The sequence below is a fragment of the Luteimonas sp. e5 genome, assembly GCF_054031035.1.
The window spans coordinates 782627-808243 of record NZ_JBSTRX010000001.1 but is presented as its reverse complement, the minus strand read 5'-3'; the positions used below and the strand labels follow the sequence as shown (position 1 = coordinate 808243).

Annotated in this window: 16 protein-coding genes; 8 read left to right on the top strand and 8 right to left on the bottom strand. The window is 62.9% G+C overall.

From position 1 onward, the window contains the following. Window positions 1-92: 92 nt before the first annotated feature. Window positions 93-1745 carry an Alw26I/Eco31I/Esp3I family type II restriction endonuclease gene (locus tag ACW11F_RS03730; protein WP_120967005.1) on the top strand — a complete coding sequence of 551 codons (1653 nt, stop codon included), beginning with the start codon at window positions 93-95 and terminating at the stop codon, window positions 1743-1745. Here ACW11F_RS03730 and ACW11F_RS03725 read toward each other — a convergent pair. Together ACW11F_RS03725 and ACW11F_RS03720 are read right to left on the bottom strand one after the other, a co-directional pair. Next, window positions 1735-4599 carry an Alw26I/Eco31I/Esp3I family type II restriction adenine-specific DNA-methyltransferase gene (locus ACW11F_RS03725; RefSeq protein ID WP_456995566.1) on the bottom strand — a complete coding sequence of 955 codons (2865 nt, stop codon included), beginning with the start codon at window positions 4597-4599 and terminating at the stop codon, window positions 1735-1737. The two genes, ACW11F_RS03730 and ACW11F_RS03725, sit on opposite strands and share 11 nt — an antisense overlap. A 2-nt stretch (window positions 4600-4601) precedes the next feature. Further along, complete coding sequence (locus ACW11F_RS03720) at window positions 4602-4808, bottom strand: hypothetical protein (protein WP_456995565.1); 207 nt, start codon at window positions 4806-4808, stop codon at window positions 4602-4604. Between the two features lie 162 nt (window positions 4809-4970). Between ACW11F_RS03720 and ACW11F_RS03715 the strand changes: the two genes are divergently transcribed. From ACW11F_RS03715 to pbpC, 6 genes are all read left to right on the top strand, one after another. Beyond that, window positions 4971-6761, top strand: a complete 1791-nt coding sequence (locus tag ACW11F_RS03715; RefSeq protein WP_456995564.1) for an AAA family ATPase — start codon at window positions 4971-4973, stop codon at window positions 6759-6761. 104 nt (window positions 6762-6865) lie between these two features. Then, entirely contained in the window at window positions 6866-8083 is a 1218-nt protein-coding gene (locus ACW11F_RS03710; protein ID WP_456995563.1) for a 5-methylcytosine restriction system specificity protein McrC, read from the top strand. Between the two features lie 256 nt (window positions 8084-8339). Further along, window positions 8340-9422, top strand: coding sequence for an S-methyl-5-thioribose-1-phosphate isomerase (gene mtnA, locus ACW11F_RS03705; protein ID WP_456995562.1), 1083 nt, complete (start codon window positions 8340-8342; stop codon window positions 9420-9422). A 179-nt stretch (window positions 9423-9601) separates the two neighbouring features. Beyond that, window positions 9602-12226, top strand: coding sequence for a DNA gyrase subunit A (gene gyrA / locus ACW11F_RS03700; protein WP_456995561.1), 2625 nt, complete (start codon window positions 9602-9604; stop codon window positions 12224-12226). 71 nt (window positions 12227-12297) lie between these two features. Then, a complete protein-coding gene (locus tag ACW11F_RS03695; protein WP_456995560.1) occupies window positions 12298-17217 on the top strand; it encodes an alpha-2-macroglobulin family protein in 4920 nt (1639 codons plus the stop codon). Between the two features lie 102 nt (window positions 17218-17319). After that, a complete protein-coding gene (pbpC, locus tag ACW11F_RS03690) occupies window positions 17320-19725 on the top strand; it encodes a penicillin-binding protein 1C (RefSeq protein WP_456995559.1) in 2406 nt (801 codons plus the stop codon). A 66-nt stretch (window positions 19726-19791) separates the two neighbouring features. Here the strand turns inward: pbpC and ACW11F_RS03685 are convergent, their stop codons facing one another. After that, a complete protein-coding gene (locus ACW11F_RS03685) occupies window positions 19792-20388 on the bottom strand; it encodes a ferritin-like domain-containing protein (RefSeq protein WP_456995558.1) in 597 nt (198 codons plus the stop codon). Between the two features lie 44 nt (window positions 20389-20432). Continuing rightward, a complete protein-coding gene (locus tag ACW11F_RS03680) occupies window positions 20433-20915 on the bottom strand; it encodes a redoxin family protein (RefSeq protein ID WP_456995557.1) in 483 nt (160 codons plus the stop codon). A gap of 142 nt (window positions 20916-21057) precedes the next feature. Here ACW11F_RS03680 and ACW11F_RS03675 point away from each other — a divergent pair, with 142 nt between their 5' ends. Further along, window positions 21058-21942, top strand: coding sequence for a DnaJ C-terminal domain-containing protein (locus tag ACW11F_RS03675; RefSeq protein ID WP_456995556.1), 885 nt, complete (start codon window positions 21058-21060; stop codon window positions 21940-21942). A gap of 18 nt (window positions 21943-21960) precedes the next feature. Here the strand turns inward: ACW11F_RS03675 and pilH are convergent, their stop codons facing one another. The 4 genes from pilH to lpdA form a co-directional block, all read right to left on the bottom strand. Next, a complete protein-coding gene (pilH, locus tag ACW11F_RS03670; RefSeq protein WP_456995555.1) occupies window positions 21961-22350 on the bottom strand; it encodes a twitching motility response regulator PilH in 390 nt (129 codons plus the stop codon). Window positions 22351-22405: 55 nt separating this feature from the next. Next, entirely contained in the window at window positions 22406-23398 is a 993-nt protein-coding gene (locus ACW11F_RS03665; protein ID WP_456995554.1) for a YhdH/YhfP family quinone oxidoreductase, read from the bottom strand. A gap of 77 nt (window positions 23399-23475) precedes the next feature. After that, the gene (locus ACW11F_RS03660; protein ID WP_456995553.1) at window positions 23476-24093 is read right to left on the bottom strand and encodes an LOG family protein; all 618 of its coding nucleotides are present in this window, start codon (window positions 24091-24093) and stop codon (window positions 23476-23478) included. Window positions 24094-24153: 60 nt separating this feature from the next. Beyond that, entirely contained in the window at window positions 24154-25587 is a 1434-nt protein-coding gene (lpdA, locus tag ACW11F_RS03655; RefSeq protein ID WP_456995552.1) for a dihydrolipoyl dehydrogenase, read from the bottom strand. Window positions 25588-25617: the final 30 nt, after the last annotated feature.

Here is a 25617-nt window from a genome sequence, read left to right as displayed (position 1 = left end):
CAGGCCAGCTTGATTGACCATCTGACACGCTGCTTGTATAAAGAGTGATTGTCAAGCCCATCTGGGCTTTTTCTGTTCAAGCTCGGGATCCTATGGCCAAGAAAAAACCAAAATATGGCGACGCAACATTTTTGGAATATGCGCAAAAAATAGTCAACCACCCAAATTATGCCGGCATGCCTGACACGATTGGCGAGCGCGGCGAAATTCAGTGGGAAGCTCCATCAAATCGAAAATCCGGAAAATTCAAAGACACCCATCACAAACGGCGCGAGTGGTGGAGGCTAAAAGCACTTTCCATCGGAATTGATCCGAATACCGATAGCACGTGGATTAGCAAAACAGCAAAAGCAATTCACCCTTTCGGGGTAAAGCCCTGTAAGACTTGCGGAAAAGAGCTTCAGATCGCGTACGCATATCCGAATGAGCACCTATTTGCCAGGATTCGCAAGCTGCCCTACATAGACGATACGTTTGAGCTATCTGAAGTGGAGCACGTCTGCGATCTTTTAGCGCGTCTAGATGAGCGCTTTGGGTCGAAATTGTACGATGATCTTCCAAAGCTCTTCGCAACAACATCTATTAACATCCCACCTCTGGCAAAGACGTTTGATGCTTGGGAGCAATTCTTACGGGAAACGTACATCCCACAAGAACCACGAATGCTCAGCCCTGGTGCGATGTCAAACCCTCCTGACCGGCTCGACGGATTTCACTCATTTAACCGCTGCTGTCGTTCTACAGCTGATACAGGCCGGTCCAAGGAAAATTTAAAGTCGTATGTAACTGATCGGCGGGTTTTTGAATATTGGGTAGATGGGGATTGGGTTGCCGCAGATCGCCTGATGGGCCAAGTGAGATCCAACCCAATTTTCGAGCAAGAAAATTGCTTTAATGCGGTGCAAGGCGGCGTTCATCCCAAGCCATGCCAAGCTGACCACATCGGTCCGATATCACTCGGATTCACGCATCGCCCACAATTTCAACTTCTGTGCAAAACCTGCAACAGCGGAAAAAACAATCGCATGTACGCCAGTGATGTGAGATTGCTGATTGGCGTCGAGGCGGCTGGAGAGAGTGTCATCTCGTGGTTTGCCAAAGAGATCTGGGATCGCCGAAAGAATTCTGTTGGCGATGCTGAAACCGCGCTGCGCCTCAGCAAACTGCTTCGGGACAACCGCCATACATATATGTCCCTCCTGAAAGCACTCTTGGATCGTGGCTATTACACATTCCTCGCTAGCCTTTTGCATCTGGAAGCAGCGGATTTCGACCCTGAATTCGTTGGATTAAGTGCTATCAATCACCTTACGCATTTCAATTCCATAACAAGAAATCCACGAACCACAAAGTACGCGACAGAACAGAAAGCTAGGCGGATTCGAATCGCATTCACATCTCTGATCGACTACCACAGAAAGGAGAATCGAAGCGCATTTGTTATATCAAACGATCGCTCCGAAGCGGAGTTCTCGGCAGGGTTTACGGATTTAGAGAGACTGAAATCCCTGACAAACGATCTCGATAAAAAAATTGCCGAAATCGTGGGTGAATCCAAGGTGTCCGAGGCGGATCTTCGGGCGTTGGCAAACTCACTTCCCGATATTCTTTCAGATAACAATGCCGCATTTGCAGCGGTTCGAGAACACTTCGCACGAGGCATGTATGAGGTTGGCAAGGAACTAGACAGCATGTGGGGTGCCGACCGTTATGTGCGGTCGGCTCCTGGCGAAGTTATCGAGTGACCTTCTCCAAATATTGCGCGGCTGAAATTTCGCCGCGCATTAGTGCCTGATATGGCGTGGTGGGCGCGTGGCGATAACCAAGGTCACCGCCATCCTGTCCGGGTTTTAGGGCGGGCAGGTCGTCTAGCGCTTCCTTTACCGACGGCGGTTGCGGCAAATCGCAAATCAAGTCTCTTGCAGACAGAGTCGAAATCATTGGCGGGGGAGACTCAGGAACTTTTCCAGTGTTATCGCCAACGATGATCACTCTGCTGCGCCGCTGTGGAATTGCATAGTTTTCGGAGTGCAGCTTCCACACGATAAGTCTCTTCGCGTGCTTTGACAATTCGTCTTTAACCATTTCGAAAACGCGCCCGCCCTCCATATTGAGTAGGCCTGTGACGTTTTCAAATACAAAGACATCGGGCTTAAGTGCTGCAAGCAGCCCGCAGTAATCTCTAAAGAGCCAGTTTCTCTCGTCCTCCATAGAGCGTTTGTTACCTGCGGTCGAAAATCCTTGACATGGCGGACCTCCAAGAACACAAAGAGGCAAATCTTTATTTCTGGCCCCCTTCGCCTCCGTCAGAATCTGCTTTTTAATGCTGTCATCTGTGACGTCCCCCACTACGATGTTCGAGTGAACATTCGTTCGATAAGTCTCGGCGAAACTTGCCTCTAATTCATTTCCGACAAGCGTTTCCCATCCTGCCCATCCAAATCCTAAGCCAAGTCCGCCAGCACCGGCAAAAAGGTCTACGGCTTGTCCGACGATGTTCAAATGCCGAGCGACCTGATATGCCAGCAAGGGAGGGACGGCATTTCCAATTTGCGTAGTGACCGAACCTTTGTTGCCTTTGAATATAAAGTTGTCAGGAAAGGATTGCAGTCGAGCGGCCTCTCGATGAGAAAGGGTTCTATGCTGCTCGTTGCTGTAATCGTAGTGGATATGGCACCCATTTCCTGGCCTGGTGAAGTAGGTGTTGATCGTGTACGAAGGCCTGTCCGGGTGCAATCGTCCATAGTATGTTGATCGGCTTCCTTCTCCTTTGGCGAAACTGATTCTGATGTTCTTTATTCGCTCGGAAGGAATGTCCTCAGGGATATCTTTCCAGTTCCCTCCGGGTGGAACGGAACGACAGATGCGCAAATCAAGCTCACTAAGTGTCGCGGCGTAATGATTTTCAATGCGTATCGTTTCATTTTTTGATTTCTGCTGGCGAACTGCCATTGTTCTTTTAATCTCCGAAACGTCATTGGGGGAGTGCCGTTCGAGCATTGTCAATAAGTCCAAATAGATGTCATCGGGCAACCCATACCAGCTCGCCACCTCAACATCTATCTGGGCGGAGTACGACTCGGAGGGTTCTCGTAGCTGTTTCTCAACCAGTTTTGATACTCGTTCTACATGCGTTCTGGATGATAAATCTGGCACCCTTATCCGTCGGATCGCACCTACTGATAAGTGATTTGTGCTGATTGATGCCCGCACTTGCGCTTCAAATATGACTGAGTTAAATACGCCAAGGACAGCAAGCAACGCTTCATAGGGCATTCTCTTTGGTATAAGGACATTGAGTGAGTTCCCTGTCACTACACCAGGAGGAATGATTGTCGCTATTACTCGACGAGCTGAGCTTTGTCTTGCAACGTCTCTCCAAACTAGGCGATGCAAATCTGAAGATGATGGAGGTGTGATCGTCCCTTTCAAAAATGCCGCTTCGCCACCGACCGCAGAGTAGCGAGTGATCTGCCTACCTTTGGCAAATCGATAACTACCTGTGTCCGATAGCTTGCTCGCAATCCCTGTTTCGTCTAGCTCTCGCCCCAATTTGAAAAGGATATCCGCTCCGGTTTCGTAGTCACCTAGCTTTGGCAGATCAGCGAGAAAAGGCATCGCTTTTGCGATTTCTGGCGAGCTACTAAACCCAATCGCATAGTGATTTTCTACTAGAGAAGAAATCGATATTTCCAAGATGGGTGGCTGCGCCTCCTGCTCTTTCTCAAAGTGCTGTATCACCTCGAGTGGCCTTTTATTTTTTTGACCTATGCCCCTGTGGCCAACAAAATATACTGCTGACTGGTCAACGCCTTCAAAAAGCCTTGCTTCTGCAGGATAGTGATGAACTGTATCTACGGTATTTTGTGAAAATAACCAAGAACGCAAAGGCGCAGAAATTTGATCACCGAGAATAGTGGCGGGCGCAACAATGGCAAAGTATCCTCCCGGCGCGATCAATCGCACAGAAGCTTCGATGCCGCAACGAGCCAAGTTGGCGCCCCAACCAGAAAACTTCCTAGTTGGCTTGGAGTATGGATAAGCCTTTTCGAGTCGAAATACTTTCTCTTTTAAGAGTGAAACGTATGCTTCTTTGTCTTCTTGCTCAAGCTCGGCTAGTTCTCTGCTATCGGGCTTAATCGTTTCCCAGGGTGGGTTTGTTACACAGATATCAAAGGACTGCTGATTTTTTAACGCATACTCGAATGAATCAATTGTTTGTGCGTCTACGCGTGCGACAGAGATATCAAGGGTTTCAATTCTCTGTGAGATTGCCTTTTGGGCGGTTTTGATCGCCGATTGGTCGCAATCCCAGGCAGCGATTTCAAGAGATTTCGACGGAATTTTTCCTTGTTCGTGCAGGGCGTCAATGAGCCAGCACAGCAGTCTTCCATCACCACAAAACGGGTCAATAATCTTTAGGCTTTCAGAAGCCTCAAGGCGCTTGGCGACATCAATCGCCATTGCCTTTCCAATTCTGGCATGCGTATAGAACCTGCCGGTTAATCGCTGCTCCAAGCTTTTTCCAACTTTGTATGTAGTTTCCACTCCTGAGGTGGCTTCAAGGAGCTGATTTAAATTCGAAGCAAACATATTCATGCCTAAGGTGTGTTCTTCGTCTGATCAGCCGACTTGACGTCGGAAGTCAAATCTAGAGGCATTTGTGCCGTGGTTTTCATGTAGTTTTGCGCTTCACGCAAGAACCAATCCTTCAGGGTCATACCTTCCCGTGCGAGGGTTGAGTAGAGCTGTCTTTTGACCTCGGGCTCAACCTCGATGACTATCCTGCCGCTGCTGCCGATGCTCATAGGGAACTCGTGACAATGTAATGTGATGGATGTTACATTACATCAGGGAGAGGCGAAAGCCAAGGCCAATCTTGGCTGTTGCTGGCGATGGAGCTTGGCAACCTACGCTTGGGAAGTGCATCGGTCAGCGCTTTCTGCCTACGAACGTCAATTGAGGATGCTATGGCCCGCTATTCAGAACACGACACAACCAAAATCTACCAAGCGGCTGATGCATTCCGGACCAACTGCCTCCTGAACGACGGCTCACTGCTGTTCGCCGACGCTTCCGTTTGGCGGCCTGACGTTCTGGATCGCATCCACAAGGCCTTCGTTGCAACTCCTGACGAAGGCGATCGCACGTTTATCGACAAGTTCCGAGATCAGGTTGGCAAGGCCGGGCAGGATGTGTCACGCCTTGCAGCAGAGATCTTGAGCGTGTACTTCCTGTTCCCCTCCAGTGTCGGAGGCGTACGCAAGCGACAGGTCGTGAGCGAGGTGCTCGGGTGGGGCGGTGACAGCCTGCCGGAGTCACACCCTGTGTCAGCAGCCTTCGCCAACGGGATCGGCAGTGGCGGCCAGGGCTACAACACCCGTCGTCCCTTCGAAATCGCCTTTCTGATCGAGCTCGCCATCGCATGGAAAAAGTTACCGCAGGACCGGCAGGCACAGGTGGCCGCCGATCCGTGGCTCTTTCAAGAGATTGTTGACAGCATAGAAGATGCCGAGTCGAAGCAGCTTCGGCACATGCTCCTCCACCTCCTGTTTCCCGAGCACTTCGAGCGCATAGCAAGTGGCAATCACAAGCGCAGAGTCATCAAGGCTTTCTCGGGACTGGTCACTGCCGAAGCAGAGGATGATGACCGGGCGATCTTGGCCATTCGCCAGGAGCTCGAAAAGCTGCTTCCCAACCAGGAGCTGGACTTTTACTGGTCGCCGCTTGTCGAGGCTTGGTACGACGACAGCGAGGGCGCATCTGAAGGTGCGCCGCTGGAGATCATCCAGCACAAGAAGCAGATCGTCCTCTACGGACCGCCGGGTACTGGCAAGACTTTTCGCGCCAAGAAGCTGGCTGAGCGTGTCATCCGATCTGCGGCACTGAGCCAAATGGGCCCGGCTCGCTACTTCCAGTCGCAATCTGCTATCGAATCCGCGATCCGCGACAACGTGCATCGACTGCAGCTGCACCCGGCCTACAGCTACGAGGACTTCATTCGCGCACTCCACATTTCGAATGGCGGTGGCACGGAATATCGATCTGGCTACCTTCCAAAGCTGATTGAGGACATCGAGCAGAAGCCACGCGCTGAACGTCTGCCGCACATCCTGATCCTGGATGAAATGAATCGGACGGACCTGAGTCGGATGCTCGGCGAGTGCTTTTCCTTGCTTGAGGATCGCAATCAGACGATTGAGCTTCCGGCACGCAATGGTGACGGGGCGGCAATGAAGCTGCGCATCCCCGACGATCTGTACGTGATCGGCACCATGAACCTGATTGACCAGTCCATCGAGCAGATCGACTTCGCGCTGCGCCGCCGTTTCCTGTGGCTACTTTGCCCGTTTGACGCCGAGGCTCTGGTGGGTGCCGCCGAATCGAAGTGGAAGGATCTGGAATCGGGCTTGGAGTGGGATCGTATCGAACCGGACTTCCGCAAATTGGCGGCAGCTGCGGCGGCGTTGAACAAGCAGATCCACGACAGCCCGCTGCTTGGCTCGCAGTACGAGATCGGGCACACCTATCTGCTTGACGTGGTCGTGTTCCTGCGCAATTTCCTCGGTGCTCGACCTTCGCGTAAACAGAACTACCTTTGGAACAAGAAGGGTGAAGCGCTGGAGCCCGTTGTGCAGGTGTGGAACCTATCTCTTCGCCCACTATTGGAGCAGTACCTCGCTGGGCTGGACGCTAACGCACGCAATACCGAGCTCGACCGGCTATCCAAGGTCTTGCTCAAGCCGTCGGTGGCAGAGTGAAACTAGTTGCGCGTGACTGCTCGCCGCTTGTCCCGCCACCGACAGCGGCGGAGGCGAACTGGCTCCGTAAGCTTGCAACCAATGTCCAAGCCTCGAGCCTTGTCGTGCCCATTTCCGGCGAAAGGGACGAGGACGAACCAATCGTCTACTGCGCATGGGACGGCACTTGGTGGGCTGGCCGGTACGTTGGCTCAATTTCCTTCGAGGGGCACAGCCTGACCATCGAGCCACGTTTTGGCCTGGCCACGCTTCGGAATTGGCTTTTTGAAGCAACGTCGGTCGTGCTGACCGACGCGCCCGGGAAGCTCAGGGAGGACGAATCGTTTATTGCCCAACTCCTCGCGTCCGTTTGGGCCCATGGTTTCATCGAGGCGGCACGGCATGGGCTGCCTGCGCTTCGCCGTGAAGTGGCTACGAAAGGCGCGACTGTCAGGGGACGGCTTGATGTCCCTGCATCTCTGCGCTTGATCGCCGCTGGTGGTGGGCAGGTTGTTTCCATCCGTTCAGAGCGAACGCTAGATCACGCTGCATCTGACGCCATCGTCGCTGCCTACGAAGTGCTGCGGCGGTGGCTTGGGGTGCCGGGCGAAAAATGGCTTCCGAAGCGTGCCAAGGAACTCCTGCCCCATCTGATGGCTGTCACCGGGGCGCGACCACGCGTACCGACGAAGGCTGAACTGGATCGGATTCGATATACGCCGATGACCGCAGGCTTTGCGCCTATCGCTGAGTTGTCGCGGCAGATTGCAAACCGAAGGGGGCTTGCTGCTGATATTGATGCCAGTGGCGAAACGAAAGGTGTGCTGCTCGACGTTGCCGAGCTGTGGGAAATGTATGTGCTCAGTATTTTGCGGAAAGCTGCTGCACCGTTGACCGTGACTCACGGCACCCGAGATAAGTCTGCCACCAAGAAGCTGCTCCACAGCGAAGTCTCGGGCCGAGGTTTGGGCACATTGATACCCGACGCCATCCTGCTTTCAGGCTCCACCATCAGGGGCGTTGTTGACGCCAAATACAAGTCCCTTCATCCGTCTGCCAGCTCACCAAATGGGCCGCAGCGCGACGACCTGTACCAGATGGCCGCCTATCTGGGACGCTTTCAAGCTCCTGAAGGACTGTTGACCTGGGGACTCTTGGCATATCCCTTCGACCCATCCAAACCTGACACCCCCCATGCCGAGCAGAACAGCCCATGGCACCTTGATGGCGTAAAAAAAATCAGCTTCGCCACGCTGCCCCATGATCCCGTCGATGCAGTGGCCAAGTTGCGCTCCTTAGTCGCCCATGTCGCCACGCCTACCCCTTGGGTAGAACGAGCTTGAAGTTCCGGTTGTCATGGGTTTGCTCTATGCCCACGCGCATTTGGCCAAGTCGTCGAATCGAAGGACTCAGGAGCCATGCGTTACTATCTGGTTCTGAAAGCGGACGCGGGTTCAGTTCCGTGTTCCACCACCAATGACAAAACCCCGACCGCAAGGCCGGGGTTTTTTCTTGCTTTCGCGCCTTGGTCACCTGGGCGACGACGCGAACACGCATGCCCGCCATCGGAGCGCCTCTCGCTGCCGATAAACTGGGTGCATGAGCGAGATCGATTACGCGCGGTATGACCAGGTGCGCCCGTTGCGCTGGAGTGGCGAGGCGCTGGAGTTGCTGGATCAGCGGCAACTGCCGTTCGTGCAGGCGTACCTGCAGGCTGGCGACAGCGATGCAGTGGCGGCGGCCATTCGTGATCTGGTGGTGCGCGGGGCGCCGGCGATCGGCATCGCGGCGGCCTGGGGTGTGGTGCTGGCCACGCGCGGAATCAAGGCGCACGATGGTGACGAGGCCTTGGTCGCGCTTGCGCCGGCGATGGCGCGACTGGAGGCGGCGCGACCGACCGCGGTCAATCTGTCCTGGGCACTGGCGCGGATGCGCGCGGTGCTGGCGAAGGCAGGGGGTGACTGGCGCCAGCGGCTGGAGGCCGAGGCACGCGCGATTCAGGATGAGGACCTGGCCGCCAACCGCCACATGGGCTCGTCGGGGGCGGCCTTGATCGAGCCTGGCAGCGGCGTGCTGACGCATTGCAATACCGGCTCGCTGGCCACTGCCGGCTTCGGTACCGCGCTCGGGGTGATCCGTGCAGGCGTGGCCGAAGGCCGCATCGCGCGGGTGTTCGCCGGGGAAACCCGGCCGTGGAACCAGGGCGCGCGGTTGACGGTGTGGGAATTGCAGCGCGACGGCATCGAAGCGACATTGATCGCCGATGCCGCCGCGGCGCATCTGATGAAGAACGGGCAGGTGCAGTGGGTCATCGTCGGTGCCGACCGCATCTGCGCCAACGGCGATACCGCCAACAAGATCGGCACCTATGCGCTGGCCATCGCCGCGCGCCACCACGGCGTGCGCTTCATGGTGGTCGCACCGTCGTCCACCGTGGACATGGCCACGGCGAGCGGGGAGGGCATCGAAATCGAGGAGCGCGACGCGGCGGAGCTGCTCAGCCATCGCGGCACGCGCACGGTGGCCGAAGGTGTCAAGGCGTGGAATCCGGTGTTCGATGTCACTCCGCATGAGCTGATCGACGCGATCGTCACCGAACGCGGCGTGGTGCTGCACCCGGACGCCGATGCGATGCGTGCGCTGTTCCCTGTCGACCGAGCCGCCGACACTGTGGCGCCATAGCGCGTCGTGATGCGCAAGTAGTTGTTTTGACGCTGGTTTCCGGCTGTCTTTCAGTGCCCGGAAATGCTAGAATTGTTCGTCTTTCCGATGCGGCCTGAACGGGCGCGCAAGGCGCCTGCGTGGCGCCGCGCGCGGCCTGCGAAGAGGCCGTCCTTGCGAACCCGAATCACGGAAACCTGATGTCCCCAACGACCGATCCTGCCAGCGAAATCATCCCGGTCAACCTCGAAGACGAAATGCGCCGCAGCTACCTCGATTACGCGATGAGCGTGATCGTGGGGCGTGCGCTGCCGGATGTGCGAGATGGCCTGAAGCCGGTGCATCGCCGCGTGCTGTTCGCCATGAACGAGCTGGGCGCGCACAGCAACAAGCCGTACTACAAGTCCGCGCGCATCGTCGGTGACGTGATCGGCAAATACCATCCGCATGGCGATGTCTCGGTGTACGACACCCTGGTGCGCATGGCGCAGCCGTTCTCGCTGCGTTACATGCTGGTGGACGGGCAGGGCAACTTCGGTTCGGTCGACGGCGACCCGGCCGCGGCGATGCGCTACACCGAAGCGCGCATGTCGAAGATGGCGCACGAGTTGATGGCCGACATCGACAAGGAAACCGTCGACTTCCAGCCCAACTACGACGAGAAGGAAATGGAACCGAGGGTCATGCCGACCCGGTTCCCCAACCTGCTGGTCAACGGCTCGGCCGGCATCGCCGTGGGCATGGCCACCAACATCCCGCCGCACAACCTTGATGAGGTGGTGGATGCGCTGCTGGCGATGATCGAACAGCCGCAGATCGACATCGACGGCTTGATGGAACACATCCCCGGCCCGGACTTCCCCACCGGCGGCATCATCAATGGCGTCGGCGGCATCCACCTGGCCTATCGCACCGGCAAGGGCCGCGTGCGCATGCGCGCCAAGGCCGAGATCGAAGTGGCCGACAACGGCCGCGAGGCGATCGTGGTCAGCGAGATCCCGTATCAGGTCAACAAGGCCAAGCTGATCGAGAAGATCGCCGAGCTGGTCAAGGAAAAGAAGCTCGAGGGCATCAGCGAGCTGCGCGACGAGTCCGACAAGGACGGCATGCGCATCTACATCGAGATCAAGCGCGGCGATTCGGCCGAAGTGGTGCTCAACAACCTCTATCTGCAGACGCCGATGGAGTCGGTGTTCGGCATCAACATGGTGGCGCTGGTCGATGGCCGCCCGCAGCTGCTCAATCTCAAGCAGATCCTCGAAGCCTTCCTGCGCCACCGCCGCGAGGTGGTCACCCGACGCACCATCTTCGAGCTGCGCAAGGCGCGCAACCGCGCACACATCCTGGAAGGCCTGACCGTCGCGCTGGCCAACATCGACGAGATGATCGAGCTGATCAAGTCGTCGGCCAACCCCGAGGAAGCGCGGCTGAAGATGCTGGCGCGGCGCTGGCAGCCGGGCATGGTCGGCGCCTTGCTCGCCGCCGCCGGTGCCGAGGCCTCACGCCCCGAGGGGCTGCCCAAGGGCGTGGGCCTGATCGACGGCCAGTATCAGCTCACCGAAACCCAGGCTCAGCAGATCCTGGAGATGCGCCTGCACCGCCTGACCGGGCTGGAGCAGGAAAAGCTGACCGAGGAATACCGCGACCTGCTCGACGCGATCCGCGGCCTGATCGAGATCCTGCAGGATCCGGACGTGCTGATGCAGGTGATCCGCACCGAGCTGGAAAACCTCAAGGCCGAATACGGCGATGCGCGGCGCAGCGAAATCCGTGTCAGCGAGGAAGACCTCGACATCCTCGACCTGATCGCGCCCGAGGACGTGGTGGTCACGCTCTCGCACGCGGGCTATGCCAAGCGCCAGCCGGCCACCAGCTACCGTGCGCAGCGCCGCGGCGGCAAGGGGCGCAACGCGGCGGCGACCAAGGACGAGGATTTCATCGACAAGCTGTGGCTGGTCAATACCCATGACACGCTGTTGACCTTCACCAGCGCCGGTCGCGTGTTCTGGCTGCCGGTGCACCAGTTGCCGGACGCCGGCCCGCATGCCCGCGGCCGCCCGATCGTCAACTGGATTCAGCTGGAGGAAGGCGAAAAGGTGCAGGCCGTATTGCCGGTACGCGAATACGAGGAAGACAAGTTCGTGTTCTTCGCCACCCGCAACGGCACGGTGAAGAAGACGCCGCTGCCGGACTTCGCCTTCCGCTTGGCGCGCGGCAAGATCGCGATCAATCTGGACGAGGGCGATGCGCTGGTCAACGCCGAACTGACCGATGGCAGCCGCGACATCATGCTGTTCGCTTCCAATGGCAAGGCCGTGCGCTTCCACGAATCGGCGGTGCGCGCGATGGGCCGCACCGCGACCGGCGTGCGCGGCATGCGCCTGGCCGAAGGCGAGTGCGTGTGCAGCCTGATCGTGATCGATGGTGATGGCGACATCCTCACCGCCAGCGAAAACGGCTTCGGCAAGCGTACCGAAGTGGGCGAATTCGCCACCAAGGGCCGCGGCATCCAGGGCGTGATCGCGCTGCGCACCAGTGAGCGCAATGGCGCGCTGGTCGGCGCCATCCAGCTCACCGACCACCACGACGTGCTGCTGATTTCCGATGGCGGCACCTTGGTGCGCACCCCGGCCGCGGACATCGCCCAGGTCGGCCGCGCCGCGCAGGGCGTGACTCTGATGCGGGTCGCCGCCGGCGAGAAGCTGCAGGCCATCGAGCGTCTGGACGTGTCGCTGGAAGACGCTGCCGAGGACGCGGATGCCGACATGTCCGAAGCAGGCGGGGGCGCATCGCCGCCGGAAGCGAGCGCGCAAGCCGAGGCCTGATCCGCGGCGGGATGGCATAACGCGGTGATGATTCCGTTCTAGACTGGGGCATCGTCGAAGCGGATTCGTCCATGACCCTGCGCGTGCGGTTTGCCTCTTTCGTCCTGCTCCTGATGCTTGCCGCGTTGGCGGGTTGCGGAGGCAGGAACGGTGTGCCGGCGTTGTCGGGTGAGCCGATCAAGGCCGAGGGCGAGCGTGTGCAGGGCTTCACGCTGCTGCGCGCGTGGCCGGAAACCCGCCAGGGCCAGGTGGTGCTGTCGCTGGAGTTCAGCCAGCCACTGGCGCCCACGCAGGATTTCGACCAGCTGATCCGCTTCAAGGACAGGTTGACCAACGATGGCGGTTGGGTATTGGCCGATGATGGCGAGGGCCGCACCCTGCGCTACCAGTTCGTCGAGCCGGATACCGAATACACCTTGCTGCTGTCGGGCCGGCTGGCCGCGGCCGATGGCCGCCTGCTGGGCAAGGATCGCGAGGAAAACGTCTACAGCGGCGACATGCAGCCATCGGTCGGCTTCGCCTCGCAGGGCAGCGTGTTGCCGGCGCGCGACAGTCGCGGCCTGCCGGTGGTGGCGCTCAATGTCAGCGAGGTGGATGTCGAATTCTTCCGCATCGGCGAAAAGCAGTTGCCGGCGTTCTTCGCCAGCTATCGCCGACCAGGGAATCGCAGCGTGTGGAACCTCGGCAGTGATTACAGCGATTCGGGCATCGGCAAGTTCGGCGAGTCGGTCTATGCCAACCGCTTCCTGCTCGAGGGCAAGCGCAACCAGCGCGCGGTCAGCTACCTGCCGATCCATGACATCAAGGAACTGCGCGAGCCGGGCCTGTATTTCGCGGTGATGAAGCGCGCCGGCAGCTTCGGCGACGAGTTCCCCACCACCTTCTTCACCGTCAGCGACATCGGCCTGCATGCGCGCGCCTACCGCGAACGCATGTTCGTGCATACCGCTTCGCTGGCCGATGGCTCGGCAATCGGCGGCGTCGAACTGCGCGTGCTCGATGGCAAGGGCAATGCCGTGCTTGCCGCGCGTACCGACAGCCGCGGCAGTGCGCTGATGCCTTATGCATTGGATGCCGCGCACGTGCTGGTCGCTTCCAAGGGCGGCAACGTGTCCCTGCTGCCGTTCAACCAGCCGGCACTGGACCTGTCCGAATTCGATGTCGGCGGGCGCGGCCAGGGCGCGTTCGAGGTGTTCCCGTGGTCCGGGCGCGACCTGTACCGGCCCGGCGAGAGCGTGCGCATCTCCGCGCTGTTGCGCGATGCCGATGGCAAGCCGCTGGCAGCTGCGGGCGAAGGCGCACAGCCGCTGTTCGTGCGCTTCCTGCAGCCCGATGGCAAAACCTTCCTCGACACCCGCATGGACAGCGGCGCGCTCGGTTATCACGTCCTCGTGCGCGAGATTCCGGTGGATGCACCCACCGGCGAATGGTCGATCGAGTTCCGCCTCGATCCCGAGTCTAAGGATGCGGTGCAGGGCATGAAGCTGCACATCGAGGAGTTCCTGCCCGAGCGGATGAGGCTGGAGCTGGATACCGCGCGCGCGGACGCACGCTTCGGCGAGCCGCTGGCGCTGCGGGTGACCGGCCGCTATCTATATGGTGCGCCGGCGGCGGACAACCGCTTCAGTGCCAGCGTGCAGTACCGCGTCGAGCAGCATCCGTTGCCGAAGCTGAGCGGCTGGTACTTCGGCGATCCCACGCTCAAGCTGCCCGACACCGAGGAGGAAGTGATCGATGCGCGCCTGGATGCGGACGGGCGCTTGAGCCAGGACATCGCGCTGCCTGAAGGGCTCGAGGCCAGCAGCCCGGTCAGCGTCAATGTGCGCGGCAGTCTGTACGAAAGCGGCGGGCGCAGCGTCGATCGCCAGTTGCAGCGCGTGCTGTGGCCGGCGCCGGCACTGGTCGGGGTGCGTCCGCTGTTCGATCTCGAGGACGGCAGTGAGGCCAATCAGGAGATCGGCTTCGAAATCCAGCGTTTCGCCCGTGACGGACAGCCGCAGCCGCAGGCCGGCTTGCAGCTCAAGCTGGTACGCGAGCATCGCGATTACCACTGGAGCCATGACGAGGAATCGGGCTGGAACTACCGTTACACCAGCCGCTTCGAGACCGTGGCCGAGCGCATGCTCGATGCCGGCGCGTCACCGGCCAAGGTCAGCCTGCCGGTGGAGTGGGGCGAGTACCGGTTGGAGGTGTTCGATCCTTCCACCAAACTGACCACGCGCCTGCCGTTCCGCGCCGGCTGGAGCTGGAGCGACGACAATCGCGGGCTAGATGCGCGCCCGGACAAGGTCAAGCTGGCGCTGGACAAGACCGCTTACGCCGCGGGCGACAAGCTCAAGGTCACGGTCACCCCGCCGACCGCCGGCAAGGGCCTGTTGATCGTCGAATCCGACCAGCTGCTGCACGTGCAGCCGATCGACGCCAGGCCCGGTAGCACGTTCACCATCCCGGTGACCGCGGAATGGGAGCGGCATGACGTCTACATCACCGCCCTGGTGTTCCGTGGCGGCAGCGCGCGCAGCCAGGTCACTCCGGCGCGTGCGGTGGGCGAAGTGCACGTGCCGATGGGGCGTGCGGCGCGCCGCGTCGCGGTCGGGCTGGTCGCGCCGGAGCTGGCAAGGCCGCAGACCCGGGTGCCGGTGAGCGTGGCGGTGCCGGAACTGGCCGGCGAGGAGGCCTATGTGGTGCTGAGCGCGGTGGACGTGGGCATCACCAACATCACCGAGTATCCGGTGCCCGACCCGTGGCGCTGGTTCTTCGCCCAGCGCCGTCTCGGCGTGGATGCCTGGGATGTGTACGGGCGGGTGATCGAGAGCTTCGAAGGCGGCATGGCACGCCTGCGTTACGGCGGTGATGCGGAGGCCTCCAAACCGGCGCGCGCGCTGCGCCCGGTGGCACACCTGCGCATGGCCGACCTGCATGCCGGGCCGCTGCGGCTGGATGCCAAGGGGCAGGCGCGCATCATGCTCGAGCTGCCGGACTTCAACGGCAGCCTGCGCCTGTCCGCGGTGGTGTATGCCGCCGAGCGTTACGGCGCGCGCGCACGCGAGATGACGGTGCGCGCGCCGCTGGTGGTCGAAGCCGGCATGCCGCGCGTGCTGGCGCCGGGTGATGCCAGCCAGGTCAGCATCGATCTGACCAATTTCACCGGCCGCCGCGGCGAGTTCAGGGTGTCGATCGCGACGCAGGGGCCGCTGCAGGCCAGCGGCGCAGCGCAGAGCGTGAGTCTGGATCAGGGCGCGCGGCGCAGTGTCAGCTTCCCGGTCAGTGCCACGGCAGGTCATGCCGTGGGCAAGGTGATCGTCACGGCCGAAGGCGGCGGGCAGCGTCTGCGCCGCGAATACGAGTTGCCGGTACGTGCGGCGTGGCCGGCGGTGCTGCGCCAGCGCAATGCCAGCGCCAGCGGCGGTGCCAGCCTGCGCTTTGATCCGGCGCTGGCCGAAGGCCTGATGCCGGGCTCGGTGGATGCGCGCATGGTGGTCGGCGTGTTGCCGCCGCTGCCATTCGCCGCCTCGCTGCAGGGCGCGCTGGAGTATCCCTATGGCTGCACCGAACAGACCGTGAGCCGGGGCTACGCCGCCCTGCAACTGGATGCCGCGACCGCGCAGGCACTGGGGGTCAAGCCGCTTGCCGATGCCGAGCGCCGGCGTTACATGGAAGGCAGTTTCGGTCGTCTGGCATCGATGCAGTCCGCGTCGGGCGCGTTTACCCAATGGGCCGGCCCGGATTCGCGCAGCAGCCCATTCCTCACCGCCTACACCGCCGAATTCCTGCTGGACGCGCGTGAAGCGGGCTTCGCGATCCCCGAGTCGATGCTGCAGAAGTCGCTGGAACGGATGAGCGAGGACCTGCTTTCCGGTGGTGCCGGCAATTTCTACCAGTACGATCGCGAAGAACGCGACCACATGCGTTTCGCCTACCACGCCTACGCCGGTTACGTGCTGGCGCGGCTCAATCGCGCGCCGCTCGGCGTGTTGCGCACGCTGTACGACAACCGGCGTGGCGAGAGCCTGACCGGACTGCCGCTGGTGCGGCTGGGCATCGCGCTGCAGCTGCAGGGCGACCGCGCGCGGGCACAGAAGGCGATCGCCGAGGGACTGGCCAAGCCGTACCCGGACAAGCGCTGGTTCAGCGATTACGGCAGTGCGATCCGCGACCAGGCGATGATGCTGGCGATCCTGCGCGAACGCGGCATCACCCGCAGCGGCGAGGAGGCACGCTTTTCCCGTCTGGGCGAGTTGATCGACCAGCGTCGTGCACAGGGCGGCTGGCTGTGGCTTTCCACCCAGGAACAGAATGCGCTGGCGCGCATGGGCAAGGCGCTGCTGGATGGCGAAGACGGGCGCGTCTCCGGCCACTGGCGCTTCGGCAGCGAGCGCGATGCGGTGGCGCCCCGGGTCAGTACCGCACGGCGCTTCGATCTTGCCGCGTTGCGTGCCGGCGACGGCTTCGACATCGCCGCCGGCGATGGCCGCTTCCACGTCAGCTACGAAGTCGCCGGCGTACCCATGCAGGCGCCAGCCGGCAACAACCCGGATCTCGAGGTGACGCGGCGCTACTTCCGCACCGACGGCCGCGAATGGAACGCCGATACCCTCAAGGAAGGCGACGCGTTGCTGGTGATGGTGGAGATCCGCAGCAAGGTGCAGATGCCCAATGCCCTGTTGACCGAATTGCTGCCGGCCGGGCTGGAAGTCGAGAACCTCAACCTTGGCGACAACCGCACCTGGGCCGATGTGGCGATCGACGGCGTCAGCCTGAACGAGCGGGGACGCGCGGCGCAGATCGAGCACGAGGAGTTCCGCGACGATCGCTACGTGGCGGCGCTGCGCGTGCCGCCGGGCGATCGCGCCCGCGTGTTCTACCTGGTACGCGCGGTCAGCCCGGGACGCTTCGCGGTGCCGCCGCCGCTGGTCGAGGACATGTATCGGCCCACGTTGCGCGGAATTGGCAGGTCCAGTCTGTCCAGCCTGCGCGTGGTGCAGCCATGAGGCGCGGAGGGCCGGCGTGATGGCCGGGATCGACTGAGCCGGCATGCCGCCCGTATGGCCTGATCCGGGATGCCGCGCCCGACGTGGATTCGCAGGGGCGTGATGGGTTGGCGGGAACTGCGCGGGCCGCGGCTGGCTGCCTTGCGCCAGCGCCCGCCACTCACGCCGGGTGCGGCGCTGCGTGCACTGGGCATCGTGCTGTGCTTGATGCTGCTCGGCCTGTTGACTCTGGATCGGCTGTTCCCGCCGCCTTTGCCGGCACGCGACGACCTCAGCGTGCTGGTCACCGCGCGCGACGGGCGTCCGTTGCGCGCGTTTCCCGATGGCAGCGGCATCTGGCGCCATCTGGCGACGCCGCACAGCGTATCGCCGCTCTATCTGGAGGCGCTGCTCACATACGAGGACCGCTGGTTCCGCCACCATCCCGGCGTCAATCCGCTGGCGCTGGCCCGCGCCGGCTGGCAATGGCTGCGCAGTGGGCGCATCGTCTCCGGTGGCTCCACTCTGACCATGCAGGTGGCACGCATCATCGATCCGCATTCGCGCAGCCTGCCCGGCAAGCTCAAGCAGATCCTGCGCGCGTTGCAGCTCGAAGCGCATCTGTCGAAAGACGAAATCCTCACCCTCTATCTCGAGCGCGCGCCCTATGGTGGAGTGATCGAAGGGGTCGAAGCGGCCAGCTGGGCCTACCTCGGCAAGCCGGCCAGTGAACTGACCCATGCCGAAGCCGCCTTGCTGGCGGTGCTGCCGCAATCACCCAGCCGGCTGCGCCCCGATCGCGAGCCGGAGGCGGCGCGGGTGGCGCGCGACAAGGTGCTCGCGCGGATGGCCAGGCGCGGGGTGTGGAGCGCGGATGCCGTCGCCGATGCGCGCATCGAGCCGGTGGTCGCGCGCAGCCTGCGCACGCCGATGCTGGCAGCGCTGCTGGCCGAACGCCTGCGCCGCGAACATCCGGGGCAGGAACGCATCGTCTCGACCATCGACCTGGAACTGCAGCGCGTGCTGGAGGCGCGGGTGGAGGCGTATTTCGCGCGGCTGCCACCGCGCACCTCGGCCGCACTGCTGGTGGTGGACAACCGCAGCATGCAGGCGCTGGCCTACGTCGGTTCGGTGGCCTATGGCGACAAGGCGCGGCTCGGGCATATCGACATGGTGCAGGCGGTGCGCTCGCCGGGCTCCACGCTCAAGCCGTTCCTGTACGCGCAGGCACTGGATGATGGCCTGATCCATTCCGAAAGCCTGCTGGTCGATGCACCGCAGTCCTTCGGCGGCTATCGGCCGGGGAATTTCGGCGAGGACTTCCACGGCCCGGTGTCCGCCGCCGATGCCCTGCGCCGGTCACTGAACGTGCCGGCGGTGGAGGTGTTGCAGGAAGTCGGCCCGGCGCGCTTTGCCGCAAGGCTGGGCAATGCCGGGCTGGAACTGCGCCTGCCGGCGGGGGCGCGCCCGAACCTCGCCATCATCCTCGGCGGCGTCGGCGCGCAGCTCGATGAGCTGGTCGGTGCGTGGGCGGGGTTCCAGCGCGGCGGCATCGCCGCGCGCGTGCGCTATACCGACGAAGCCCCCTTGCGCGAGCGGCGCATGGCTTCGCCCGGCGCGGCCTGGATCGTGCGTGAAATCCTGCGCACCCATCCACGTCCGGGATCGGTGCCGGGCGCGTCGGCCCGTCGCGAGCCGGTGGCATGGAAAACCGGCACCAGTTACGGCTACCGCGATGCCTGGGCGCTGGGTTCGACCGCCGATCACAGTGTCGGGGTGTGGGTCGGCCGTCCCGATGGCACGCCCTTGCCCGGGCAATACGGCGCGGTGACCGCCTTGCCGCTGATGTTCGAGGTGATCGACAGCCTGCCGCGCGGCACGCAGCCCGATCCCATGCCACGGCCGCCGGAAGTGGAGCGCGCGCGCATCTGCTGGCCGCTGGGCACGCCACCCGAAGCCGGGGCCGAGGCCCTGTGCCGGCAACAACGCGACGCCTGGATTCTGGACGGCGCGATTCCACCCACCTTTGCCGAGCGCGAGGCGCGCAGCTGGAATGCATTGCGCCAGCGCCTGCGCGTGGATGCACGCAGCGGGGCGCGGCTTGGCGCGGTGTGCCGGCAGTCGCACGAGGAAAAGGTCATCCAGATCGCGCGCTGGCCGGTGTTGGCCGAGCCGTGGCTGGACCCTGCGACCCGTGCCGCCGCCCGATTGCCACCCCTCGCTGCCGACTGCGAGGACGACGGTCGCGAGCGTGCGCTGGGCCTGCGCATCGAAGGCATCGTCGCCGGCAGCCGCATCGCAGCACCACCGGGCACGCAATCCGCCCAAGCCCATGTCGGCCTCACCACGCCGGGGACGCAGGGTCAGGTGCACTGGTTGCTGGACGGGCGCTGGATCGGCAGCAGCCGCGGCGATGGCGAATTCCGCCTCAGGCTGGACATGCCGCCGGGGCGGCACAGCCTGACCGCGCTGGCCGACAACGGCGCGTGGACGCGGCTGGAATTCGAGCGCATCGAACTGGCGCCCTGAAAACGCGGCCGCCTGCACACGCGAGGGCGAGCAGGCGGCAGCGGGACACGAAAACGAGGCTGGTGCTCAGTCGCCGATCCAGCCGTTGAGCAGGTCGGCGAAATCGTCGGCGTGGTGCTCTTCCTCGGCGAGGATTTCCATCAGCATGCGCTTGGTGGTGGTGTCCTTGTCGCCGATGTAGTCGATCAGTTCGCGGTAGGCATCGATCGCGATGCGCTCGGCGATCAGGTTCTCGCGCACCATGTCCTTCAGGTTCTTGCCCGGCTTGTATTCGGCATGCGAACGCGGCGCGAGGTTGACCGGGTCGAGGTCGGGCTCGCCACCGAGCTGCACGATGCGCTCGGCGATCATGTCGGCATGCGCCTGCTCCTGCTGCGCATGTTCGAGGAACTCGGCCTTGACTGCATCCGAGAGCATGCCTTCGGCCATGAAGTAATGGCGCATGTAACGCAGCACGCAGACCCACTCGGTGGCCAGCGCCTGGTTGAGCTTCTCGATCACCTGCTCGCGGTCGAGCTGGTAGCTCTCGGTCACCGCGCCGTCCTCGATGTTGCGCCGCGCGCGCTCGCGCAGGGCCTTGGTCGAGGTGAACGCGGCCTTGGAGGATTTCTTCTGGCTGGCGGCTTTCTTGCTGGCGGATTTCGGGCTCTTGGCTGTGGCCATTGGCATGCTCCAGGGTTCCGGGGGAGGGGGAAGCGAAGCGGAAGTCAGTCGGTGATGCGCGAGAGCATGTGCTCGGCACTGGACACCTTGAACTCACCCGGCGCCTCGACCTGCACGTCGCGCACCACGCCATCGTCGATCAGCAGGGCGAAGCGCTTGCAGCGCACGCCCATGCCGTAGCTGCTGGCGTCCATCTCCAGGCCCAGTGCGCGGGTGAAGTCGGCGTTGCCATCGGCCAGCATCATCAGGCCTTCCGGTGCATTCTGCGATTCGGCCCATGCCTGCATCACGAACGGGTCGTTCACCGACAGGCACATCACTTCCAGGCCACGGCGGTGGAATTCGGCGAGGTGCTCGATGTAGCCGGGCAGGTGGCGTTCGGAGCAGGTCGGGGTGAACGCCCCGGGCACCGCGAACAGCAGCACGCGCTTGCCCTCGAACAGGTGCGGGGTATCGATCTTGTGCACACCGTCGCGGATGTATTGCAGAACCGCTTCGGGGACGCGTTGCCCGGATTGGATGCTCATCGGGGGACTTCCGCAGGAAACGGATTGCAGTGTAGGCCGGCAAATGGAAAAAGCGCGTCAATGCCGTGCGTACTTGAACCCGGGGCTTTGCGCCACCATCCTGTGCGAATGGCGCGGTGATGCGCGCGAATGCGAGCGGTCGATGCAGTTCAAGGATTACTACCAGACCCTGGGCGTGGAGCCGGGGGCGGGCGAGGCGGAAATCAAGACCGCCTACCGCCGCCTGGCGCGCAAATACCATCCCGATGTCAGCAAGGAAGCCGGCGCCGAGGAAAAATTCAAGGCGGTCAACGAAGCCTACGAGGCGCTGCGCGATCCGCAGAAGCGCGCCGCCTATGACCAGTTGCGTGCACGTGGCTTCCGACCCGGCGACGAGATCCCGCCGCAAGGCGGTTTCGGCGCTGGCCATGGCCCGGCCGGTTTCGAGGAGGAAATCTTCGCCGGCGGCGGGGCAGGGGGCGGCTTCAGTGACTTCTTCGAGCAGATCTTCGGGCGCGGTCGTGGCGGCTTCCACAGCGCTCCGGGTGGCCCGCGACAGGCGCCACGCGGTGATACCCGCGCCCGCCTGAGCGTGCCGCTGGAGGCGGTCTACAGCGGCGACTCGGTGCGCATCGGCGTCGGCGGCAAGACGCTCGACGTGAAGATTCCCAAGGGCATCCGCCCCGGGCAGGCGATCCGGCTGAAGAACCAGGGCGCGCATGGCGACCTGCTGCTGGAGATCGAATATGCCGCGCACCCGCAGTTCGAAGTCGATGGCCGCAACCTGATCCACGTGCTGCCGGTGATGCCGTGGCAGGCGGCACTGGGCGACAGCGTCACCGTGCCGACCCTGGGCGGCGCGGTCGAGCTGAAGATCCCGCCGGGTTCGGAAGCCGGGCGCAAGCTGCGCCTGCGTGGTCGCGGCCTGCCCGGCGCGCAGCCGGGGGACCAGATCGTGGAGTTGGAAGTGCTCGCGCCGGTGCCGCGCAACGAGCGGCAGAAGAGCGCCTACGAAGACCTGCGCGAAGCGTTTTCAGGGGAGGCCTGAGTCGTCAGGCCGCGCTGATCAGGCCGCGGTATCGGGTTCGGGCTGCGGTGCCAGCAACTCGTCGATCACGCTGGCCAGTTCGGCTTCGCTGAAGGGCTTGGTGATGTAGGCCCTGGCGCCCTGGCGCAGGCCCCAGACCCTGTCGGTTTCCTGATCCTTGGTGGTCACCAGCACCACCGGGATATGTGCCGTCTCCTTGCCGCGCGTGATCGAGCGCGTGGCCTGGAAACCGTTGAGGTTGGGCATCACCACATCCATCAGGATCAGGTCGGGCAACTCGGCTTTGGCCAACTCCACGCCTGCCGCGCCGTCTTCGGCGGTGAGGCATTCGTGTTCCAGTTTTTCCACGATGCGGCGGATGCCCATCAATTGCGAAGGTGAGTCGTCGACGACCAGGATGCGTGCCATGTTGTCCCCCCGGGGTTGTCGTGATTCTAGCCGTTTCCCGCACGCGCAGGGGTGATCACAGTCTCACCACGGTGCGGCCGAGCGACTGGCCTTGCAGCATGCGCGCGAACACCGCGGGCAGGCCCTCGAGCGTCACCTCGTCGGTGCAGATGGCATCGAGCATGGCCGGTTTCCAGTCGCTGGCCAGGTGTGCCCATACCTGTTCGCGGATGTCGCGCGCGGTGCCGGCCGAAGCCACGCCGAGCAGCGACACGCCGCGGATGATGAAGGGCATCACGCTGCCATCGAACTCGGCACTGGCGGCAAGCCCGGCGCTGGCCACGTTGCCGTAGGGCACGGTCTGCGCCAGCAGGCTGGCGAGCATCGCGCCGCCGACATTGTCCTGCGCACCGCCGAAACGCGCCGATTCCATCGGCCGCGTGGTCGCCAGCACCTCGCGGCCGAGTACCTCGCGCGCACCCAGCGAGCGCAGGTAGCCGGCCTGTTCGGCCTTGCCGCTGATCGCGTGCACCTCGTAGCCGGCGCGCGAGAAAATCGCCACCGCCAGCGAGCCCACGCCGCCGCTGGCGCCGGTCACCGCGATCGGCCCCAGTGCCGGGTGCTGGCGGTTCTCCTGCATGCGGAACAGCGCCAGCGCCGCGGTGAAGCCGGCGGTGCCGAGGATCATCGCTTCGCGCAGCTCAAGCGCCGCCGGCAGCGGGATCACCCATTTCGACTCGAGCCGGGCATATTCGGCATAGCCGCCGTCGCGGGTTTCGGACAGTCCGCAGCCGGTGACGAGGACGGCATCGCCCTCCTTGAACGCCGGGTCCGAGGACTGCACCACGTGCCCGGCCACGTCGATCCCGCCGTTGAGCGGGAAGCGGCGCAGGATCTTGCCCTTGCCGGTGCCGGCCAGTGCGTCCTTGTAATTGACCGACGACCATGCAGTGCGGATCAGCACTTCACCGGGCGACAGCGCGTCCAAACCGAGGCGTTCGATGCCGCTGCGGTAGCCCTGTTCGTCGTTGTGGATGCGGAAGGCGGCGAAATCGGCGGGCGTGGACATGGTCGTGCTCATCGGGCGAAAGGGGGGGGCACCAGCATAGCCGGGCACGCGCACGGCGGCCTGCAGCGTGCGCGTTCTCAGCGTGGCAGGCTGTGCGGACGCTTGTCGCGCTGCCAGGTGTCGGCGGCGGCAGGCACGTAGTCCGCGATCCACGCGAACAAGGCGTCGATGTCGTTGCCGAGCCAGAAGTCCTCGCGCTGTGCCGGGTGGATGAAGCCTTCGGCCAACATGTTGTCGAGCATCGCCGCCAGCGGGCGCCAGAAGCCGGCGCTGTCGAGGAAGGCACAGGGCTTGTTGCCGAGCCCGATCTGCCGCCAGGTCAGCATCTCGAACATTTCTTCCAGCGTGCCGAAGCCGCCGGGCAGGGCGATGAAGGCGTCGGCCAACTCGAACATGCGCGCCTTGCGCAGATGCATGGATTCGACCACTTCCAGCCGCGAAACACCCGGGTGCGCCATTTCCGCGCCGAGCAGGGACTGCGGGATGATGCCGATCACCTCGCCCCCGGCGGCGAGTGCGGCATCGGCCAGCACGCCCATCAGGCCGACGTTGCCGCCGCCATAGACCAGCGTCTGCCCGTTGCCAGCGATGCGCCGGCCCAGCTGCACCGCCAGTTGCGCGTACTCGGCGCGCACACCGCTGCGCGAGCCGCAGTAGACGCAGATCGAGGCGGGTGGGGTCGGGTGCGTGGACATCGAGCTGTGCGGGAACGGAAACGCCGGGCTTGCGGCCCGGCGTTGCCTGCGTGCAAGGCGTCAGTTGGCCTTGTGGATGGCGCGCTTGTCGACCGCCATCGCCGCGTCGTGCACCGCCTCGGCGAGGCTCGGATGGGCGTGGCAGATGCGTGCCAGGTCGTCGGCGGCACCCTTGAACTCCATCGAGATCACGCCTTCGTGCACCAGCTCGGAGACGTTCGGGCCGACCAGGTGCATGCCGAGGATGCGGTCGGTTTCGGCATCGGCCAGCACCTTGACGAAGCCGATCGGCTCGGCCATCGCCACCGCACGGCCAACCGCGGCGAACGGGAAGCTGCCGGCCTTGTACTCGATGCCCTCATCCTTGAGCTGCTCCTCGGTCTTGCCGACCCAGGCGATTTCCGGTTCGGTGTAGATGACCCAGGGGATGGTGTCGTAATTGACGTGGCCGGGCAGGCCGGCGATCAGCTCGGCCACGGCGATGCCTTCCTCGAAGCCCTTGTGCGCCAGCATCGGGCCGCGCACGCAGTCACCGACTGCCCACACGCCGTCGACGCCGGTGTGACAATGCTCGTCGACCTCGATGCGGCCGCGATCATCCAGTTTCACACCAGTGCCATCGGCCAGCAGGCCCTTGGTCGCGGCGCGGCGGCCCACCGCCACCAGCAGCTTGTCAACGACCAGCGACTGCTCTTCGCCCTTGACGTCGGTGTAGGCGACGTGGACCTTGCCGTCCTTGACCTCGACATTGGTGCACTTGGTGCCGAGGCGGATGTCCAGACCCTGCTTCTTGAACTCGCGGGCGGCGACCTTGGCCACTTCCTTGTCGGCCGCAGCGAGGAAGTCGGGCATGCCTTCGAGCACGGTGACCTTGGCGCCGAGGCGGTTCCACACGCTGCCCAGTTCCAGGCCGATCACGCCGGCGCCGATCACGCCCAAAGTCTCGGGCGTTTGTTCGAAGTCCAGCGCGCCGACATTATCGACCACGTGCTTGCCGTCGTACTTGGCGAACGGCAGTTCGATGGAATCCGAGCCGGCGGCCAGGATCACGTTGCTGCCTTTCAGTTCCACGGTGCTGCCGTCGTGCTGCTTGACCTTGACCACATTGCCCGGCTGCAGCTGGCCAAAGCCGTAGAACGGGGTGATCTTGTTGGCCTTGAACAGCGCGGCGATGCCGCCGGTGAACTGCTTCACGATCTTGTCCTTGCGACCGATCATGGTCGGCACGTCGATCTTCGCGTTGTCGAAGCCGATGCCGTGCTGGTCGAAGATGTGGCCCATGTTCCAGAACTGGCGCGACGAATCCAGCAGCGCCTTGGACGGAATGCAGCCCACGCGCAGGCAGGTGCCACCAAGCGCCGGCTTGTCATCCTTGTCCAGGCCGGCATCCACGCAGGCCACCTTCAGCCCCAGTTGCGCGGCACGGATCGCAGCGTGGTAACCGGCGGGGCCACCGCCGATGACGACGACGTCGTAGTTATGTTGTTCTGCCATTTTCAGTTGCTCGCGAGAGGAGTGAGTGGA

Coding starts and splice junctions, on each gene's coding strand:
- ACW11F_RS03730 (WP_120967005.1), top strand. CDS start 93: ATGGCCAAGAAAAAACCAAAATATGGCGACGCAACATTTTTGGAATAT.
- ACW11F_RS03725 (WP_456995566.1), bottom strand. CDS start 4,599: ATGAATATGTTTGCTTCGAATTTAAATCAGCTCCTTGAAGCCACCTCA.
- ACW11F_RS03720 (WP_456995565.1), bottom strand. CDS start 4,808: ATGAGCATCGGCAGCAGCGGCAGGATAGTCATCGAGGTTGAGCCCGAG.
- ACW11F_RS03715 (WP_456995564.1), top strand. CDS start 4,971: ATGGCCCGCTATTCAGAACACGACACAACCAAAATCTACCAAGCGGCT.
- mtnA (WP_456995562.1), top strand. CDS start 8,340: ATGAGCGAGATCGATTACGCGCGGTATGACCAGGTGCGCCCGTTGCGC.
- gyrA (WP_456995561.1), top strand. CDS start 9,602: ATGTCCCCAACGACCGATCCTGCCAGCGAAATCATCCCGGTCAACCTC.
- ACW11F_RS03695 (WP_456995560.1), top strand. CDS start 12,298: ATGACCCTGCGCGTGCGGTTTGCCTCTTTCGTCCTGCTCCTGATGCTT.
- pbpC (WP_456995559.1), top strand. CDS start 17,320: ATGGGTTGGCGGGAACTGCGCGGGCCGCGGCTGGCTGCCTTGCGCCAG.
- ACW11F_RS03685 (WP_456995558.1), bottom strand. CDS start 20,388: ATGGCCACAGCCAAGAGCCCGAAATCCGCCAGCAAGAAAGCCGCCAGC.
- ACW11F_RS03680 (WP_456995557.1), bottom strand. CDS start 20,915: ATGAGCATCCAATCCGGGCAACGCGTCCCCGAAGCGGTTCTGCAATAC.
- ACW11F_RS03675 (WP_456995556.1), top strand. CDS start 21,058: ATGCAGTTCAAGGATTACTACCAGACCCTGGGCGTGGAGCCGGGGGCG.
- pilH (WP_456995555.1), bottom strand. CDS start 22,350: ATGGCACGCATCCTGGTCGTCGACGACTCACCTTCGCAATTGATGGGC.
- ACW11F_RS03665 (WP_456995554.1), bottom strand. CDS start 23,398: ATGTCCACGCCCGCCGATTTCGCCGCCTTCCGCATCCACAACGACGAA.
- ACW11F_RS03660 (WP_456995553.1), bottom strand. CDS start 24,093: ATGTCCACGCACCCGACCCCACCCGCCTCGATCTGCGTCTACTGCGGC.
- lpdA (WP_456995552.1), bottom strand. CDS start 25,587: ATGGCAGAACAACATAACTACGACGTCGTCGTCATCGGCGGTGGCCCC.